At 28.4% G+C, this 20,668-nt stretch carries 15 protein-coding genes and 1 pseudogene; 4 read left to right on the top strand and 12 right to left on the bottom strand.

What is annotated here, in order from left to right:
* Positions 1 to 11: 11 nt before the first annotated feature.
* The 4 genes from PG914_RS03440 to dcm all read right to left on the bottom strand — a co-directional run bounded on the left by PG914_RS03440 (position 12) and on the right by dcm (position 8,478).
* Positions 12 to 3,053 carry an AAA domain-containing protein gene (locus PG914_RS03440; protein WP_488822311.1) on the bottom strand — a complete coding sequence of 1,014 codons (3,042 nt, stop codon included), beginning with the start codon at positions 3,051 to 3,053 and terminating at the stop codon, positions 12 to 14.
* 69 nt (positions 3,054 to 3,122) lie between these two features.
* Positions 3,123 to 6,311, bottom strand: a complete 3,189-nt coding sequence (locus PG914_RS03435; RefSeq protein ID WP_488822310.1) for a DEAD/DEAH box helicase — start codon at positions 6,309 to 6,311, stop codon at positions 3,123 to 3,125.
* Positions 6,305 to 7,120 (bottom strand): hypothetical protein, encoded by an 816-nt coding sequence (locus PG914_RS03430; RefSeq protein WP_488822309.1) that lies wholly within the window; start codon positions 7,118 to 7,120, stop codon positions 6,305 to 6,307. Before PG914_RS03430 ends, PG914_RS03435 begins: the two co-directional genes overlap by 7 nt.
* Before the next feature lie 128 nt (positions 7,121 to 7,248).
* Complete coding sequence (gene dcm, locus PG914_RS03425) at positions 7,249 to 8,478, bottom strand: DNA (cytosine-5-)-methyltransferase (protein ID WP_488822308.1); 1,230 nt, start codon at positions 8,476 to 8,478, stop codon at positions 7,249 to 7,251.
* A gap of 114 nt (positions 8,479 to 8,592) precedes the next feature.
* On the opposite strand from dcm, the gene PG914_RS03420 reads away from it, so the two are divergent.
* Complete coding sequence (locus PG914_RS03420; protein ID WP_488822307.1) at positions 8,593 to 9,981, top strand: Sau3AI family type II restriction endonuclease; 1,389 nt, start codon at positions 8,593 to 8,595, stop codon at positions 9,979 to 9,981.
* Between the two features lie 53 nt (positions 9,982 to 10,034).
* Here PG914_RS03420 and PG914_RS03415 read toward each other — a convergent pair whose 3' ends face one another.
* The 3 genes from PG914_RS03415 to PG914_RS03405 form a co-directional block, all read right to left on the bottom strand.
* The gene (locus PG914_RS03415; protein WP_488822306.1) at positions 10,035 to 11,237 is read right to left on the bottom strand and encodes a restriction endonuclease; all 1,203 of its coding nucleotides are present in this window, start codon (positions 11,235 to 11,237) and stop codon (positions 10,035 to 10,037) included.
* 269 nt (positions 11,238 to 11,506) lie between these two features.
* Complete coding sequence (locus tag PG914_RS03410; protein ID WP_488822305.1) at positions 11,507 to 12,904, bottom strand: cation:proton antiporter; 1,398 nt, start codon at positions 12,902 to 12,904, stop codon at positions 11,507 to 11,509.
* Positions 12,905 to 12,927: 23 nt separating this feature from the next.
* Positions 12,928 to 13,476 (bottom strand): hypothetical protein, encoded by a 549-nt coding sequence (locus PG914_RS03405; protein ID WP_488822304.1) that lies wholly within the window; start codon positions 13,474 to 13,476, stop codon positions 12,928 to 12,930.
* Between the two features lie 170 nt (positions 13,477 to 13,646).
* Between PG914_RS03405 and PG914_RS03400 the strand changes: the two genes are divergently transcribed.
* Positions 13,647 to 14,546 (top strand): LysR family transcriptional regulator, encoded by a 900-nt coding sequence (locus PG914_RS03400; RefSeq protein WP_488822303.1) that lies wholly within the window; start codon positions 13,647 to 13,649, stop codon positions 14,544 to 14,546.
* 17 nt (positions 14,547 to 14,563) lie between these two features.
* On the opposite strand, the gene PG914_RS03395 is transcribed toward PG914_RS03400, so the two are convergent.
* The 4 genes from PG914_RS03395 to PG914_RS03380 all read right to left on the bottom strand — a co-directional run bounded on the left by PG914_RS03395 (position 14,564) and on the right by PG914_RS03380 (position 18,485).
* Positions 14,564 to 16,102, bottom strand: a complete 1,539-nt coding sequence (locus tag PG914_RS03395; protein WP_488822302.1) for a DUF6119 family protein — start codon at positions 16,100 to 16,102, stop codon at positions 14,564 to 14,566.
* Positions 16,103 to 16,182: 80 nt separating this feature from the next.
* A complete protein-coding gene (locus PG914_RS03390) occupies positions 16,183 to 16,617 on the bottom strand; it encodes a hypothetical protein (protein ID WP_488822301.1) in 435 nt (144 codons plus the stop codon).
* 43 nt (positions 16,618 to 16,660) lie between these two features.
* Positions 16,661 to 17,101: a DUF6508 domain-containing protein gene (locus PG914_RS03385; protein ID WP_488822300.1), complete on the bottom strand. Its 441-nt coding sequence runs from the start codon at positions 17,099 to 17,101 to the stop codon at positions 16,661 to 16,663.
* Positions 17,102 to 17,189: 88 nt separating this feature from the next.
* Positions 17,190 to 18,485, bottom strand: a complete 1,296-nt coding sequence (locus PG914_RS03380; protein WP_488822299.1) for an aldehyde dehydrogenase family protein — start codon at positions 18,483 to 18,485, stop codon at positions 17,190 to 17,192.
* 191 nt (positions 18,486 to 18,676) lie between these two features.
* On the opposite strand from PG914_RS03380, the pseudogene PG914_RS03375 reads away from it, so the two are divergent.
* Positions 18,677 to 18,844, top strand: a pseudogene (locus PG914_RS03375) (helix-turn-helix domain-containing protein); the annotation flags it as partial.
* Positions 18,845 to 19,224: 380 nt separating this feature from the next.
* Here PG914_RS03375 and PG914_RS03370 read toward each other — a convergent pair.
* Positions 19,225 to 19,662, bottom strand: a complete 438-nt coding sequence (locus PG914_RS03370) for a hypothetical protein (protein ID WP_488822356.1) — start codon at positions 19,660 to 19,662, stop codon at positions 19,225 to 19,227.
* Positions 19,663 to 20,099: 437 nt separating this feature from the next.
* On the opposite strand from PG914_RS03370, the gene PG914_RS03365 reads away from it, so the two are divergent.
* Positions 20,100 to 20,642: a helix-turn-helix domain-containing protein gene (locus tag PG914_RS03365; RefSeq protein ID WP_488822298.1), complete on the top strand. Its 543-nt coding sequence runs from the start codon at positions 20,100 to 20,102 to the stop codon at positions 20,640 to 20,642.
* Positions 20,643 to 20,668 lie beyond the last annotated feature (26 nt).

Here is a 20,668-nt window from a genome sequence, read left to right as displayed (position 1 = left end):
ACCTCTTTCAATTATTTCAAGATATCAAAAAGTATATCTTTTATATACATATACCTTCTCGAATAATCATTATGTATTCTTTCTAATCTGATTTTATTATCTCGACAAATATCTTCTTTTAACTTGTCTCTTGTCATGACTTTTTTATCTTGCTTATGTTCATCACCATCAAGTTCAATGACTAGAACCGGTATTTCATCTTTACCTATCTTCTTAAATATAACTAAATCAAATTCTGCTTTTAATCCATAGTCATATTTTTTAGGTGTCGTAAACTTATCTAAGATTGATGCAACTCTTACTTTTTCTCTAACTACAAATTTTGAACCAATACTTAATATTTGATTGATCGTTTCAAAGAACTCTTCTTCTTTTTTAGTGTTATAGTTCTTAAAGTTTGATCCATTGATAAACTGAGTAGTCTCTGATTCAGTAAGTTTTACTTGTTTACCTTGATTTTTTACATATTGTACTAATTCATATAAATCATTACTTATTTCTGAACGTTTTTTAATTTCATACATATCAGAAACTAATACCAGTTTTTTCTTCGCTCTAGTAGTTGCTACATTAAGTAGTTCTTGATTGTTTTTAACCCAATCAAATGTTTTATCTGTTGTGTTTTTAGTAATTGCAGTTGAAAGATAAATAACATCTTTCTCATCACCTTGAAAGGTATGAATGGTGCCTGAATGTATATCATTTAAACCATTTTCCTCTAAATACTCTTTTAGATATTCTGCTTGATTTCTAAATGGTGTAATAATACCAATATTTGTTTCTTTAGAGTTTTTAATGTGTGATACTATTGCTTCTATTTCTTTTAAAGATACATTTTTAGTTTTTAACTTATCGTAAGAAGAATCTACTGAAATATATTCTAGTGCATCAGGTAATTGTGCATTTTCCGGTGTTTCTATTTTAAGTTGACCCTTATAGTATTTTCTATTACTAAATTCAATAATGTCTTTTCTTGAACGATAATGATAACTTAATAAGATAAATTTTGAAATGGTATCTTGTTTCTGCATAGAAAGTAAGATTGAATTATTAAGGTAATCATATGCAGATGATACTCCATACTTGTTAACTAAAACTCTATTGGTTTCTGGGGCAATCGTAACAACTGGTTTCAATTGATTTTGATCGCCTACTAACATCAGTCTTTGACCTCTAGCAATTGAAAATAAAGAAGGACCAATTGCACATTGACCAGCCTCATCCAAAATAACCAAGTCAAAAGAAGGTGTTTGTTCACCTAGTCTATGAGCTGATTGATTTGTTGTTAAAATAATCGGACAAATTCTTAAAAGATTTTTAAAGTTCTCTTGTTCTTGTAGGTAACTATTAAATTCATTAATTCTAGTCTCATCCTCAGCATCACTTAAAATAATTTTAAGTAATTCTTCGTTTTTAGGCTCAAATGCTCGTTTTAAATATTTAACTGATGTAAAAAATAACCATGTATAAAGTGCATTATCTGCTTTTCTAATATAGTCTTTTACATCCTCATCTTTAATTACTTTTAAAGATTTTAATTTACTTTCTTTATCATTTAAAATGGCATCAACAGATATACTTCTTAGAGAATCATTTAAATTATTTGATACAGATTTTAATGTATCAATTTCTTCAATTAATTCTAATCTTTCTTCATAAACATCTATTAATGCATTTAATTCTTGCATCTTATCTTTTCTATTTTTAGCGTGGATATCTAACTTTCCCTCATCAACATCAAAATTTTTGATTTGAGGTAATAATTCTTTTAAATAATTTAGACTCTTTAATACAGATTCTCTATTACCTAATCTTAAGAATGGTAGAGGTAACTTAGTCTTTTTATATGAACTTTCCAGATTTTGAAGTTTTTCATAAATATCATTAATCGGTTTATTGTTGTTTGAAGCAATTAATACCTTTTGACCATTAAAAAATGCTGATATTAAGGTATTAATAATAGTTGCAGTTTTACCTGTACCTGGAGGCCCTTGAACATATGTTATTGGTTGTGCAAGTGCATTATAAATAACTCTTAGTTGATCAATATTTGATCTATCATCAATTAAAACAACATCAAAACTTCTTTTTCTTGAAAGTTTAGATTTATCCATATTGCCAAAAAAAGCTTCAAGTGGTGTGGATAAAGCTTCTTTTGATTTTGATAGTTTAATTTGAGTGAGTTCTTTTTCAATATGTGCATAGTGAGATCGTTTTAATTCAAAGATATAAGGTCTAGTATCAAGTGATTCTTTTGGATGTAATTCTTTTTGAAGTAATTCTTTAGCCTCGTATGGGTTTTCTAAAAACAGTGTTGTAAATTCATCTGTTTCAATATCTAAATAATGTCTTAGGTTGTGATCAAAATCTTTAGAGTCACTAGCAAAATCATAATTAAAAAATGTTTCTGGTTTTAGAATCAACGATTTCTCTTTTGGATTAAACTGTAGTTCTTTATATGCAACAACAAATAAACCCTTTTTAGTATTAATCGATAAAAGATTTAATGCGAGTGTTACAATTTCATAGTTTTTTTGATTATCTCTTTTTGATAAGGATTCTAGATTGCTAACTAATTGACTAATCTGTTCTAATGTTAATGGGTATTTATTGTTGATTGGAACTTTTTCTAGTTCAGCTTGATCAATACCTTTAAGCATTGTAACTTCTGTTTGATAGGCAATATTTTCTAGCTTCATGCATTCATAAATGTAATCAAGAATTTGATTGTTATATGAATCGTATCCTAACCATTCTAATTGATTAATATTACTATGTATTTTTTCAATAAGTTCTTCTGGTTGTTGGTATGTTGTATTATCAATAACATGCGCACTTAAAATTCTATCAAAAAGTATATTAATAGAAATTAATCCGTTTGAGTCTTTAGACATTTTAGCAGCATTAAAAGCATCAACAAGAAAAGACTTTTTCTTTATGTTGATGTCCTTTATAGCAATCCAATATTTAGTAACTTCTTCATTGGAATTATTATATTCAATAGCGAGCCACATAGCTGACTTGATTGCTTGGGAGATTGATTTTTCGATCATTAATTACTTATCCTTGCGATTAGTTTAATCTGTGTAATTCATTTATAAAACACACTTATTAAATGTATTTTAATTTTCAAATTTATTAATTTCACCAATAACATCTTCACCTAAAAAATATTTTTCTATGAGATTCCAACGGTCAATATCGTTATTTAATTTATTGAAAAAGTATTCCATAATTTGAATTGAGTTACGATGAGAATATCCAATTTGTCTTATGGTAGGTGATTCATAAAAATCAGTTGACATCTTTTCCAGTGCTGACAAATCATTAATACGAATGAAAAATTCTGGTCTATCGCCAGCTTTAATTTTATAACTTGATAAGTTTAGTAATTCAAAAATTTGAGCAATTACTATCATCTTATCGCTTCTCATTTTATCGCCTCTGTTTGAATTATTTTGAATAAAGGAGTGTTTTTCTTCATGCAAATAATTTTTAAATTCCTTTATGCAATAATACAACAAATCATCTTTCTTCTTCATATAACCAGTATTGACAATTGTTAATTTTCCAGAATTGGAATTAAATCTTAAGAAATTTTGAGAGTTTGTTTGATTTCCACTCTGTAATTCATTTAATAAATTTAAAGTCACACTTGAAATCAATACATTTTGAGTAGGGTTCGAGAATTTAAATTGACCTTTCATTTTTAATCTCGATGCAAAATCCTCATAAGTAAAATGAATACCTTCACTCTTAATGTCATTAAGAATATCACATATTATTTCTAAAAAATCTTTAAATTTAGAAATTATATCTCCAAATGATTTATTATTTCTAGTTTCTAAGTGCAACCATACTTTACTTATTAATTTGTTTGTCAGCTGAATATTAGGTAGTGTATCTTCATGAAGAGATTTTTTAAATTGACCAAATGATAATTCTCTGTATCTATCTTGCCATAATTCTTTAAAATCAATTTCATATATATTTCCCATATATTTATAAACTGTGCCATTTTTTTCTTTCTGCAGCTCATTCTTATCTCTGAATAATTTTAGATACTTAGACCAACCTTTAAGTTTAAAATAATCTAAATCTCCATCTTTAATTAAATATAATCCAACAGTAAACATGCTACGAGGTTTAAATATTATTGAATACGGATTTAATCTAGAGGCATCCAAGTCTTTTTTGATTATTAATAAAACAGATTTTAATCTGTTGTCAATTTCTTCATCAATATTTGAACCTAATGAAGTGACAAAAATATGAGCAAATTCCTCTGGTGAAACCATCATATTTCTTTTATTATGATTTTTATATAATTCAATTATCTTTGACAATACGGCTTTAACTTCATATGGCTTAATACTAGACAGTCCATATAATTGTTTAATGTATCTAAAATCTTGTTTATAATAATCAGTTATTGCATAACCCATCATTCCTGGTTTTCTTGCAGCACGTCCAATTTCTTGTACATAATCAGCAAGATTACCGGTTGGCGCAAAATGATATACATTTTTGATATCATCTATATCGATTCCCATACCAAATGCCTTAGTTGCAAGCATTACATTTATACTTCCGTCTCTAAAGCCACTAAGCGCATCATCTTTATCAAGTTTATGCAACTTACCTGAAAACCTAGCAACATTACTTCTTTTAGACACTAAGATTTTTGAGTAAACTTCATCCATATGCTTAACATATGGAAAATAAAACAGAGATTTTTCTTTTGATTTTATAAAATCATCAATCCTTTTGATTGTTACATTTCTTTTTTCTGTTTCATAATCATAATCAGATTCAACAATGTTAATTTTAAATGATATATCATCTCTTATTACTCTTCCAATATAAGGTTTTTTTATTTTCAAACTTAAACTATCAACAATATCATAATACATATCATCATCTCCCCCATAAGTTGCAGTTGCAGTAAAAGCTACTATTGGAAAAGTGAATTCTTTATTGTATTTTTTTAAGGTGCGCAAATAGTCACCAAGATACCAATAATCCGGTCTAAAACTCTTACCCCATGTCGAAACTGTATGAGCTTCATCAATAATCATCAATCCTATTTTTCGATTTCCGATTAATGTTTTTATGTCACCATGTGATAAAAGTGTTTCAGGAGAGATATATAATATGGATTTTTCACCGTTGTTGATTTTATTTTTAATTTCTTCTTTTTCAGAAGGTGTATATTCAGAATTTATTGTAGCAGCTAAATCAGTCATTTTTTGAATGTTTTTTACTTGGTCATTCATCAATCCTATTAAAGGAGTGATTACAAGTGTAAGTAAATTGAATTCTTCAGCTAATTTAATAGCAGGTATTTGAAACATTACAGATTTTCCTGCACCAGTTGGTGCAGTTACAAAAGTATCAAAGTAATTTTGATTGTTCATAGCTTTTATTGAATTTGAATATATTTCATCAATTATAATTTCTTGTGAAATTTCAATTAAATCATTCGCTTTCAATTCTGGATATTTATAAACTTGCAAATTCCTAAACTCATAATTTTTATTGATTCTTTTTAGAATCTCGTTATATTTATTTTCCTTGTTCACAATATGAACAGGTGGCTGTGGTGGAATAGAAATAGCATTAATTTGCATTGCATTTAGACCAGTTAAAACATAATCAAATATAGGTTTTGACTTTTTAGGATCGAAAACAAAAAGAAAATCTTTATTATTTTCAATTGAATTAAGTGCCTGAAGAATGATATCTAGTTCATTAGCACTTGACAATATATGATTTTCATTAGATAAATTTCCTTGAATAATATTTTTATTAATCTCTTTTATCCAATATATTTTTTCAAATTCTCTAAATTCTGAAGTATTATAATTAATAATATAATAACCTTCTTGGAAATGCATTGAACTGTAAACTGTTTGCCAGAAATCGTCATTATCAGAGTTAATTATTTCTTCAATTTTTTTACATCTATCATTTATTTTACTTACAACAAACTCATCAAACAAGTTAAAATCGATTACTTTAAATTTATAACCAAATGCTGTAAAAATTCCTTGAATTCCATTTTTTTTGAGAAATAAATATTCTGGTACACTAATAACAATTGATTTATTAGTCTCAATAATTTTATTCATTATATTTATAGCATTATCAATTGTTAAAGCATTATCCCATAAAAAATTATCTAGCACTCTTAGACTATTTTGATCATCAAATATATCTGAAAACTCAAGACCTTTAGCAATAAATACATGTTTATCAAACTTATTATTAATATTGTCATTAATAAATTCATTAAAATAATGACTTAACATATTAAATTTCCCCCTATTAATTCATCTAAATCAATATATGTGAATTCATCTTTTAAATTACTCATTTTAAGTTCTCCACTAAATTGATTGTAGTTAACTCCAAACAATCTTCCATATTTTTTTGAGTCATAAATAATATTTCTATATTCTATTTCAATTATTCTGGAGACAAATCTATATCTTTTGGGTGATTGCTTATTTAATGTTATGTATTGTGGAGGTGACTCAAATAATGCGATTGCATCTTTTATTTCTTTATCCAAATCTTTAACTGAAAATCTGTAATCTTTAAGTGTTATATCATTTAAATAATAATCACCAATTTTACAGGAGTTCAAAGTTAATCTTTTATGATTATTATTGTGATAAAACATTCCTATTCTTATATAATTACAATGAATTAAAGCGGTTGTTAATTTGCATGATTGATCAAAATCTGTTTTCACTAATGGATTTTCTAATGATGACAGCCCCTTCAAAATTATTAATTGATAATTTAAATTTAACTCAACCTCTTGCCAATTGGTTGATAAATCCACTGTAATAATATCTCTATAAGGACTTTTTTTACTTGATAAGTCAATAGCTATTTTATATATTCTATTTTCTAATTTCGAATTGAAAGATATATTTTGATTCATGACAACACTATCCAATTCATCTTGTTGTAATCCTATATTAGATTTACTGCCAATTAAACGAGTAATTTGAAAAAGATTCTTTTTCAAATTGAAAAGAATCCCAATAATTATATTCACATTTTCATCACGATAAAACTGATGTTTTAAAACTAAAAAATGTGCAATCATTCAATACTTATCCCATTAATCAATGATTATATTACAATTATAACACGCCTTTATACTGACATGAATTATATAAAAACTTATAAACAATGACGTTTATAAGTTGAAAATAAATAATGTAGATTTATATGTCATTTTAATTGAGCTATTTTTTCTCCGAGTTTTTGCACAATTCCTATCACAAGTGCGTTCCCCATCATAAAATATCTTCTTTTCTCTGTCATTCCAGTATTGGTCCAATTATCTGGGAAGCCATTAATTCTTTCTGCTTCAATAGGAGTAATCAAACGTTTACGACCGGTTTTTAAATCCTCTACTACGTGTGTACTTCTATTGATTGAAGATTCTGATGTCAACATGGTTCTTGCTGGTTGATCTAAATTATCAGGATAAGACATTTGACCTTCAGTGTAATAGTACTCAAAACCTTCTGCATTAGTTCTAAGAATTCTTTTTGAACCTTTTAATTCTATAAATTTAGATTCATCATTAATATAATATTTTTCATCAACATTTTTTTCTAAAATAGCTTTTAAAGGAATGAAATCTTTAATAATTGGATTAGTTTGTTCTGTATAGATATTACCATTAACCATAATACCTGAATTAAACATAGCTGATTCAAACTTATTTGATACTTCAACTAAATCTTTATATTCATTTTTACTTATCATTACTGAATTTCTTTTTTGATATCCATTTAAAATCGGGAAAGTTTTAGCAAATAAACCTTGTATATGTAAAATAGAATCTAATTCATGAGTCAACATTTGTTTATAGTGTTCAGTAGATTGATGATATGCAAAAATGAAAACCCTTCTTCTTTTTTGTGCAAATCCATATTCAGCTGCGTTAATAACGCGCCATTCAACAGCATAACCTAAATCATTGAAACATCGAAGCATTACACCAAAATCTCTACCTCTTTGTTTAGCTGGTGATTTTAGCAATCTGTCTACGTTCTCTAATAATACAAAAGGTGGCCTTTTAGTCTCAAGAATTTCATTAATTTGCCACCATAGGACACCTTTTTTACCTTCAATACCTTTTTCATTAGCTTTAGTTCTAGCCACTGAATAATCTTGACATGGAAATCCACCGACTAATAATTCATGGTCAGGGATAGTATTCTTATCAATTGTTGTAATGTCTTCATTAACATGTGATTTTGATTCACCAAATCTTTTCACATAACATGAAAAAGCATCTTGTGTTTTTGTAGATGGTTCCCATTGATTAGCCCAAACAAAATCAAAATTTGACTTTTCTATTGTTTTTTCATCTTTTCCAAGTGAAGCTTCGTTTAGACCAACTCTAAACCCACCCACACCTGCAAAAAGTTCTACGACTCTCTTCTTCATATCATGACCATTCTTTCTAAAGGTTGTTATTTAAGTACTTATAGTGCTAAAATGATTATAACAAATATTTCATCATAGATCAAGAATTATGGTGTTAATTCGTTAGGGGATTTTATGAAAGTAAATAAAAGGCAAGGTAAAGATTTATCTCTTCAAGAAATCATCAAGATAGGTGGAAATTTAACTAATAAAACCTTTCGAGAAATCAATAATGATGACCAAATAATTCATAAAGGTGGGTTTGGTCATTTTATAGAAAAAAATGTTTTTAATATTGAACCTAATTCCAATCCTGAACCGGATTTTATTAGAGCAGCAACTGAACTAAAAGTAACACCTGTAAAAAAACTTAGAAATGGCAAATATTCTGCAAAAGAACGTTTAGTCTTAAATATAATTGATTACCTTGATGAAGCTAATAAAGATTTTTACAGTAGTTCTTTTTGGAAAAAGAACGCAATTTTATACATACTTTTTTATCTTTATGAAGAAAATAAAAATAAGCTTGATTATATTATTTTAAAAGATTTATTAGTAGATTTTAAAGATAAAAATATGCAATACGATTTAGCAATAATCATGAATGATTGGGAAATAATTCATAATAAAATTATTAGTGGTAGAGCACATGAAATATCTGAAGCAGATACAATGTATCTTTCAGCATGCACTAAAGGTGCAAGTTCTGATTCTTTAAGAAATCAACCTTTTTCTGAAATTCCTGCTAAACAAAGGGCTTTCAGTTTGAAAAACTCATATATGACTGAACTTTTCAATCGTGAACCATTGCCAAAACTTATGGATAAACTGGTTGATGCTATCGAATTAGAGAAAAAGGGATTCGAGAAAGTCATTGAAGAAAAGATATTTCAATATATAGGAAAAACACAAAATGAACTAATGGAATTATTCAATATAACATCTACATCTAAGAATCTTAACGAGATGTTGGTTGCTGCTATGTTAGGATTGAAAAATACAAAAGTTTCGAAAACCGAGGAATTCAAAAAAGCAAATATTGTTCCTAAAACCATAAGAGTTGAAGAAGATGGAAAAATCAAAGAGCACATGTCATTTGAGACATTTGAATTTACTAAAATTATCGAGGAAAATTGGGAAAATTCTAGATTAAGAGAGTATTTTTCAACAACCAGATTTATGTTTGTAGTATTTAAAAAGCAGAAAAATGATTATTATTTTAAAGGGATTAAATTTTGGAATATGACTGAAACTGAACTTGATACAGAGTTGAAATCAGTTTGGAATAAAACTGTTTCTACAATTAAAAATGGTTCAATCATACGACAAATAAGCCCTAGAATTATCACAAATTTCCCCAAGTCAACCGAAAACAGAATAGCACATGTGAGACCTCATGCAAAAGATTCAAATGACACCTATGATTTACCTTTTCCCGATAAATACATCGGAAGCAAATATACAAAACAATCTTTTTGGTTAAATAGCTCTTATATTAAAGAAAAAATATCCAGTCTCTTATAACTGGATATTTTTATTATTGCTAAATTTAAATGGGATTTTTACAAAGAGAAAAATCAATATACATAATTTATACTTTCTAACCAATTTTGAATATTATTCTTATCAATTAAATTTCGAGATAGTATATATGCAATATCCGAACTTGTAATTACTAAAATTGGGTGTCCATCTTCAATCACTTCTTTATAAGCTTGAGTATCGACATAACTAGTTGTAACTAAGATTCCGAATTGACGATACTTTATCCTGGATATTAATCTAGACATTTGTTTTACACCTACACCATTTGTTTCACTATAACACTTTGCTTCTAAAGCGCAATCAATTTTCAATGGATAATTAGCTTTATTTCCAGTACTTATTTTGTAGTGACCTATTGCATCACGTCCTCCATCTCTCCAAGGACGTGTAAGTTCAAATTCACTAAAATTGTTATCCATCATTTCAACTAATTTAACTGCACAAGCTTCAAATCCTGATGGATTATCTTTATAATAGCCTCTTATTTTATTTATACAGGTTTTTCCATCTTCACTACATTGCAGCTGGGTATATTTATCTGGAACACTAGAAACTTTTGGTGCCTTTAATGCTTTAATCCCATTTCTACCATTGTTTATAAAATTTTTCCAAGCTTGTGGAGCTAAATCGATTGATTGTTCATGATTATACAATAAAGCCTCTAACCACTCATATTTAATAGATTCTTCTTTAGTATCTAAAATTGTAAAATATGCTTCGTAATTTTGAAATCTATTATTATTTATCGTTCTCCAAAAAGCAACTAAATCTTTATCTGGTGAAATTGACGGATTCCCCGGAGCAGCTAGCCCAAGAAATTGAACATCTCTTCCGTCACCGGCTTTTTTGAAAACGAAAAATGGAGGTATATCTTTTAAATCTCCATCAGAATTTAACATAGTAAAAACTTCTTCTAATAATTTGTTTCCGCCTTGTTTTGTATTCGTAATATGATTTCCAGCTTTTCTATTATCGCCATAGTATCTAAAAACACCTGTCTCAACATCAAGAAAATCAGGCCATTCAATTTCAGACATTGAAGTGTATAAAACAACATAAGCTAATTTGGTAGGATCATCTTCTCTACTTTTTTTTCTAAATCCACTCATATTTCCTAATTTGGGAAATAGTTTTGATAGAGGATCATCAGCTGAATTACCTTTTTTTCCACCCTTATATATACAATCTATAATCAGATTAGAGCGCTTTAATTTTTCAAATTCTACTATCATCATTTCACCTCGTCAGTTAATTTGTAATGATTTAATAACTTATTTATTTAGCATGAAAAAATGAAAAAAGCTAACTTACATTGCCTTTAATCTACGATCTTTTAACTTTTGTTCTGTTTTTGGTAAGTTTTTTAATCGATTCTTTTCGGTTCTCTTTAGTTAACTCAACCATACATATCCCCTGTATAGATATCTTACTTAATTCTATTATAACTAAAAACAAATAAAAAACCTTAGAATAACCATTCTAAGGCCTTTTAGTCTTATTTTTATTAACTTTTTGCTTCCACTGGCACTGCTTCTGTTTTTGATTCTTCACCATGATGTGCTTCTTCTAGGTCAATTGCTGCTTCTAGAAAAGCTTGTTCATTTTGAAGTGTTGTTCCAAGTGGGTTTGTAAGTGGTGCTGATGGAACTTGTTCAGGAACAATAGTTTCTCTACCATATGATTTAGATAAATATAATGATAACTTAGCACAAGCTGGTCCAATTAATTCATAAAGGACAGATGATGCTAGAATAATTGTTTCTAGCGCTAAACCTTGTTCACCACCTAAGACTCTGGCACCAAGTGCTGCTAGACCAATTGCTACCCCTGCTTGAGGGATCAAACCTAAACCTAAGTAGTTTTTAACTTCTTTAGGTTTACCAGCAATCGCTGAACCAATATATGCACCAGCATATTTACCTATAATACGTACAATAAAGTAAACTATACCAATAACAACAAGTGGAACTGCACCAGCAAATGTTGATGTGTTAACTAAAGCACTTAAGTCAAAGTTAACACCACTTCTTACGAAGAATAGTAAGAGAATTGGAGGTGCAAAGTAATTCATTTGTTTAAATAGTTTATCATCATTAGTTACATTAATATAAACTGTACCCATTGCCATACAACCTAGTAATGGTGAGATGTCAAATAATGCTGCAATACCACAGAAGATAAAGATGAATGCTAAGGTAATAATTAATTTATTATCTTTACTTCTCTTGTCAGTTAATAAGAACTTTAAGACATAACCAAATGCTCCACCAATAACTACCATAAGTAGGTTTTGAAGGATTGGCATACCAATTTGACCAATTGAGATAGCACCACCAGATTGGCTAGCTACTGCAACTGAGATTGCGATACTATAGGCAACAAGTCCTACAACATCATCAAGGGCAACAACTTGAATTAAAGTGTCAACGAAATCCCCTTTAGCACCAGTTTGACGAATCGTCATAACTGTTGATGCTGGAGCTGTTGCTGCTGCAAGTGCTGCAAGTACGATTGAGAATGCTAAGTTCATCTTTAAAACGAAGAATGTTACAACAAATATTAAGATACTTGCTAGTAATGCTTCAAATAATGTAATGATCACAACCTTCATACCATTCTTCTTTAAAACTGAGAATTTGAAGAATTCACCAGTTGAGAAAGCAATGAAGGCAAGTGCAATATCTGCAAGAAAATCCATACCAGTAACAACTTCTCTTGGAATTAAGTTTAAGACATAAGGTCCAATTAAGATACCTGTTACGATATATGCAGTGACGTTTGGAAGTTTTAACTTTTTAGTTATTCTGGTCATTAAGAAACCTAAGAATAACATAAGTCCGATTGAAATAATTGTTATAGCGACTGAGGAAGTAACGCCTAGTCTTTCATAAATGTTCATCATGTGAGTTCACCCTTTATAAGTTGTTAATAATTTAGTTTAAGTTTAAATACTTCCACATCTTCAAAATTCGTTTGAATGAGATCGAATAATCTTGCTGCATACATGACTTCGTATACTTTAACAATTTCTTCATTCTTGATATAGGTTGCATTTAAGTATTTTTTTAATACTTCATTCATTCTGTGTTCATATAATAGATCTTCAGGTTGATGTTGAAGATACTGATATATCTTTTTAATACTAAATTTAGCAGTAACTTCTTTTGCTCTTTCAAATAACCCTATAATACCTTTATGTTTTTTAGTTTTATAAGTAACTTCTTCAATAGCATGGTCATACATGTATTGAGCTAGTATTTTGTGTAACATTAAATCTTTTGATTTTTCTGTGATATCTATGTTTAGATCATCACCATCTGATTCATAAATTAATTCGTATGTACTTAACATCCATTCCCCTTGGATTGATTCATTTACTAAAAAACTTACGTTTTCTAATAAAAAAAGAAAATCAGGATATGAAGTTAGGTCGATTGAATTATGTCCTTTAATTGTAATGTGTTTCATAATCATTCTATCCTTCCTATCAAGTCCAAAATTTGTGTAAAATATGGGGTCGTCACCTCTAATTTACATATTAATAAGTCTTGATTACCCCATTATTGTAAACCTGTTTTATAATAAAGTAAAATAATGTTTTATTACTGGTACATAAGTTTTTCTTATAATAGGAGGAATAGATTATGGATATAAAATTAAAGACTTTAATTGCAGTTTGTGAGGAGGGTAGTTTTACGAAGGCTGCTGACATTTTAGCACTGACACAACCTGCTGTTAGTCAGCAAATCAAATCCCTTGAACAAGACTTTAGAGTAACTATTTTTGATAAACGAAAAAAGAAGTTAGATCTAACGCCTGATGGTGAACGTATATTAAGATATGCAAGACGTATTGAACAACTTACAATTAACTTAGAGAATGCATTAGATCAATTAAGAAAGAATCAAAATCCTCTACAAACTTTAACTGTAGGCGTGACTCATACATTAGAATCTAATATTATTGCTAAAGCTATTGCACAATATACAGCCGAAAACAACGCCTTTCACGTGCGTTTAATTTCAGACTCAGTTAAGAATCTTTATCAAAAAATGAAGACTTATGAAGTCGATTTAATCATTATTACAGGTAACATTAATGATAAAGACTATTCATTTATTACACTTGATAATGATTCGCTTGCTGTAGCGGTTTCTAATGATAATCCTAATGCGAATAATGAATCCATTTCTCTTTCTAAACTAACTAAAGAAAAACTTATTTTAAGATCTAAAACTTCTGATACAAGATTACTCTTTGAATCCCATTTAAATACTAAGTTTATGAGTATTTCAGATTTCAACGTTATTCTAGAACTTGATAACGTTGAAGTTATTAAAGACCTAGTTAGAGATAACTTTGGTACCTCAATACTTGCAAGAAAATCATGTATAAGAGAAATTAAAAAGAATAGATTCAAACTACTTAATATTGAAGGTGTTGATATGACAAGACAAATCAATATCTACTTTCATAAGGATTTTGAATATGTTAATGAGTTAAAGAGAATCATCACTATTTATAATAAGTTGATTACAGAATAATTTTTTTATGTGATTAATTAAGTAATTGTTTTATGAATGCTTTTAATTTCCATTTTTATACCCATGCTATCTAATCGTCGTTTAGCATTTTTAATAGATATTCTACTGAAAAAAGGAATATTCGGTCTCCCAATATCTTCTGAAATTATAGCATATATAATCTTGTAGTCATGGTCTTTATTAAGTAAAAATTCTTCGTCATTAATTATTTTTTTAATTTTATCATTCGACAAAATAATAAAATCTTCAGCTGATTTAATAAGTTCCACACTATTGACACCCTGGTTAAATAAATGACTTAATGCAGCAGAACCTGAGTAGTGTTTGATATGAATTAATTGGTGCTCTTTTGTTAATATATCACAAATTTCAATTCGACTTTTTCCCCCACCATAAACTACAGGTTTTTGATCTAGAATTAATAAGTTTGATTTTTCATTGCAAATTTTTATAATATAATCCTCTTCTTTTTTTACATCACAGTCTTCAAATTCAAAATCCGATATTGGTAATTCATTATAAAAATGATTAATAGAATTGGAATAATCCTTTTCAATTTCATACCACTTACCTGCATTGATACAATAATGTTTATTATTATATCCAATTTCACCATATAAACATTTAAACAATGACCATGAGAATAATTCTAGTTGGTTAACATCAATAACCTTAACTTTTTTTCTTTCAATTGTTTGAATAGTATCAAACTGGCGATAATTATCTAAAATCAGATTCAAATGAATGTCATCATATATATCTCTGCCTAAGTATTTAAATCCTTGAATCTGCTCCCACTCAAGAACCTCAGGTACTGCAGCCCAAAACTTATCTTGTTTTAAATTAATTGATTCTAGCATCAAAGAATTCAAATGATTGATTAAATTTTTATTTTTAATTGGTTGAATCCTATCAATCCAATCAAAACCTTCCTTGTAATCTTCCTTTAAATATATTTCATATATATTCTTTAAAAAATCTTCAACTTCACTAACATTGAGTTTGTGATATATAGATAAGGAATCTTTACCCGTAATATTGCCTTGAATGAAATCTACATTTGATGTGCCTGTTATACCAGTAATTAAATCCATTTCAATATCAAATCCAAATTCAGTAATATTTGAACGTTTAGGCATTTGTTCATTTGAATTTTTCTGAGTACCACCAATATTAGTTTTACTTATCTTTTTAATATTATTAATACCAATTATATTAACAGCTGTGCGTATACCAAATCTTTCATCTATTACTTCAGGTTTTAACAAACTCGCACCATATCCGAATGTTATAGCGAAGTTGATAATATCTTCTCCTTTATGTACATCCACTAATAGTACCCCTTTAGCAAAACTGGTTTTTAACTTTGCTTTTTTTTCAGCAGGTAAGAATTCACTAAAAAAAATGTCTAACCAAGGAGGCATCTTTTCTCTAGACTCTTTAAAATGAAAAGATACTCGCGAATTAAAATTATGACTTTCTAATCCTTCTGTTATCTTCAATGGTGTAGTGCCTCTTTTCAATAGATAAATATTTAAATTTGCTTTATAATTCATACTATCCCCCAATAATCATGAATTTTATTTATTTCAAAAATGTATACTACAATTTAACCTATTATGATGAAAAGACGCTATCACGCGTCTTTTTTCATTCTTGGTGTAGTTTCATCTATTATTGATTCCATTCTAAATATGAACAGTTTTGCGATAATTAAACCATTCATAATCGTTCCAACAACTGAAACATACCTAATCCCCCATAAAAGTATTGACATACTCGTAATTAACTGAACCATACAAAGGATTCTAATAACTAATAATAACTTCTTCTTATCAGTTATTAACCAAATAATTGTAAGGGTTAGAATTGCTATGGTGATTAACCCTGTTACAAACGGCATAAATACACCGTAATTAAACTGATTTAAATCAAAATAGAATGTCGTTAAATTAACAAATTCATTTGGATTTGGTGCAGGAGTATACTTTAAAACAACTCCTGTTGGAAGAAGTTCTAATATGATAACGATTAACTGCGGTATAAAGACAATAAGTCTTTTTAATTTCAAATATTTATCCCCTTTTGATACAAACTAACTTTAAAATATAGTTTTATGATATATTATTTTCTTTAAATAGCAGAGAAAGTTGCTTTTGGTAGTATTCAAAGATTGGTATGAACTCACCATCAAGAACTCTTTCTTCAACAAATCCTTCATGGACTCTTTCAATACGGATATAGTATGTAAAAATTGAATTAACTTCTTCCACCTTAAAACGGTTAATCACTTTTAAATAAGCTGGAAATTTAACTTTAATAGCATTAAAATTAATGACATAGTTAAAATCCATTAACCCAGTTAAGTAAGCTGTTCTAATAATGGTTTCTGCAATTTCTTTAGTTTTATACTTATCTTTAATCTTATTAACTCTCTTAGAATCTATCTCCTCTAATTTAGAATAGGCATTATAGATTACCTTAAGATCAGGTAAGAGATTAATTAAATTATAGGTTGCCTGAAGTTCCTTCTTTTTAAACTTTAGTTCTGACATAGATATTCCCCCAGTAACAACAAGCATAAAATAAAAAACACCTGTTGAAAATGATTTATCTATCTTTATTATATCTAATATTAAATTTTTATTTCATAATTTTCTTAATTAAATTTTCTTTTTTAGGATCACTTGGTAAGTATTTAGCTTTAATATCAAACAACTTACTTTTCTTTAAGACTGGTTTATAGTGTGTAAAAGTATCAAACGAATGCTTTCCATGATAACTACCCATACCACTATAACCAACACCACCAAAACCTAAGTGATGATTACTAAAATGCATCAAGGTATCGTTAATTGTGATTCCACCTGTGGAAATATTGTCTACCACAAACGATTCTGTTTTTTTATCTAACGTAAATAAATAAGTTGCTAGTGGTTTTTCTTTTACATACCCAATAACTTCTTCAATATGGTTGATTGGTATAATTGGAAGAATTGGACCAAAGATTTCTTCTTCCATCACTTTGGAATCTTTAGAAGGTAATAAAACCGTTGGTTCTATTTTTTCTTCACTAAACTTACCACCAAGTAGTATTTCATTTCCTTCCATTAACTTAATTAATCTGTCATGATGTTTTTTACTTATGATCTTAGGATAATCGTCTGATTCAAGTGGATTTTGATAGAATTCAATAACTGCTTGATTATAATATTTAATAAATGAAGATAATTCTTTTTCTTCAATTAAAACATAATCTGGTGCAATACAAGTCTGACCAGCATTTACTAATTTCCCAAACGCTATTTTTCTTGCTGCATGTTTAAGATCTTTTGTTTCAAAAACAATGGCAGGTGATTTACCACCTAATTCTAAGGTTACTGGTGTTAAATGATGGCTTGCCTTCTGCATCACAATTTTTCCAACATTTGTACTACCAGTAAAGAAGATATAATCAAATCTTTGATTTAAGAGGTTTTGAGTTTCTTCAATCCCTCCAGTAACAACCTCTACAATCTCTTTAGGGAAAACTTCTTTAACGATTTTAACGATTATTTTCTCTGTATGGGTTGCATATTCACTTGGCTTTAAAACGGCTTTGTTACCTGCTCCTATTGCCCCAACTAAAGGATTAAGAATGAGTTGAAATGGATAGTTCCAAGGACCAATAATTAACACTTTGCCAAATGGTTCAGGCACTAACAAACTTTTAGCAGGAAAAACAGTTAAAGTGTTTTTAACTTTTCTTTTTTTCATCCACTTTTTTAAGTTTTTGATAAAGTATGAAATCTCACTTAAAACAATACCAATTTCAGTGATATATGATTCTTGTCCAGATTTACCTAAGTCTTTATATAAAGCTTCTTTAATATCTAATTCATATTTTAGAATGAAATCTTTTAAATTCTTTAAATATGTAAGTCTTTCTTGATAAGTCATCTCATCACCTTTATCTAAATCATTTACTTAATCATACCATATCTTAGAAAGATGAACAAAGTTTGAAAACTATTATATACACTTTCATTATTTCATCATCACTTAATTTATTTTAGACACATATATCTGTTTGATTTATTTTAAGTTACCGTTATTATGGGCCTATAGAAACATTCTTTACGGGGTATATCATGTATGTAGGCAAAATCATTTTAGAAAAAAGAGTTGAGATGAAACTTACTCAACTTCAACTTGCAGAAAAACTAGGGGTTTCTCTAAAAACGATATCTAGATGGGAAAAAGGATTAACTAACCCAGATATCTATTCACTTAAAAAACTATCTCTTCTTTTTAATATACCAATGGATAGTTTTTATAATGAGTTATCACTTGAACCAATCATTGATAAAACACTACATCAGAAAATAACAAATACCTTTACTATATTTTCAATTACCTCAATGTCATTATTACTTATTGGTTATCTTACTTTATTGGTATCACTTGGTTATCCATCAGGTGTCATGCTTGTATCTGAAAGCCATATACTATCAAAACAATCTCATAAAGATATAGACAAGGTAAAATCCAAAAGGCTTTTCTTATCTACCATTACCCTAAATGGACGAACGGATGGTAGGGAGGGTACCTACACTCATACAGATCATCTTGGTAATAACTATGTCATGAAAAACAAATCAATGTTTATTTATTACGGTTACTTGATTGCAAAAATTAATCAACCTATACTGAAACCTGATTTTTTAAATCGGAATTCTTTCAAATCAAATTCACTATTTGGTACTACACTTGGATTTCCTATGGAGTCTGCATGCATTGTTACAACCAGAATCTTAGTTTTGTCATCATATTGAACTTCATATCTATATAGTCCGCTCACTTGACTTGAATATCCATCTTCTTCTAAAAGCTCAATTTCAAAGTAAATGACTTCATCAATATTTTTTACTTTATACGTAAGATATCTATGTTCCGCCTCTTTATTTTTAATACTCCACCCACTTTCAAATCCATTCTTTATCATGCTTCCGCTCTCATCCAACATAAAATATGTACCATGAGGTATACCTTCAGTAGTTTTATTTGATAATACGATAAAACTAATAACTAACAAAAGTATTGCTGTAATTATTGTGATACTGTAAACTTTTTTCATGAGTGGTATCTCCTAATATATCTAATGATAATGGTATTTTTAATGACTACAAGTTAAATTATTTTTAGCACAATATTCCAACTTAATCCAATGATTCTATAATAATAAATATAAATAAATATAGTTACTTTATGTTTTCTATTTTACAAAAATTTATAGTTGCGGTATAGGGGGTGCAGTTATAATTTTTTTAGACAAGAAAAAAGACCAACATTTCTGTCAGTCTTTAAAGTTTTGGTGGTCTTCAAATTTCAAGTTTTCAAAAAAATTGCCCCACGTATTTTGGATGTGGGGCGTTCGGTGGTGGCTTTGATAAATAAAAAGGTAGACTGGGGGGACACACTTGTCTAATTTTTGACACACTTTACGGTTTCAATTAAGAAAAATGAAAGTTATAATAAAGTTGTCGGATATATAAAATACAAGGAGGAATTTAAATGAGTATTAATACAGTTATACTTGAAAAGCGAAAGGAACTTGGACTGACGCAGCAAGAACTAGCTCACAAGTTAGGTGTTACTGATAGATCTGTTTCTAGATGGGAAAAAGGAACTTCTACTCCAGACATACATTCATTGAAAAGATTATCAGAAATACTAAATGTGTCAATGAATACATTTTACGATAATATAACGGTTGAACCTATTTCTAATGAGTTGGTTGATACTCCAATCATTAACAAATTTACTACCTTATCAATATTATCAATAGGACTTCTATTTATTAGTTTTATATCATTTTTATTTGCATACTATTTAGACCATGGCAGTAAATTGTCTGTTGCCTTTCAAATGATATGTTTCACAATTATTATTATTTCTGTAACTATATTTATAATTTCTTGTGTTTCTTTTTCATTACGTTATCATACCAAGAAACTTCAAAATCATTACAAAAGAATAATGATTAAGCATCTTATTGCTTTTGTTGTTTTGTTTATAATCCTAATCATTTTAATAATAACAATAGGCGGAATTTAAAATGAAAAAAGTTTATAATATTGTTT

Source organism: Acholeplasma sp. ORD1043 (assembly GCF_057808485.1).
The sequence above is the reverse complement of the archived record's forward strand: the minus strand, read 5'-3'. Positions and strand labels throughout refer to the sequence as shown.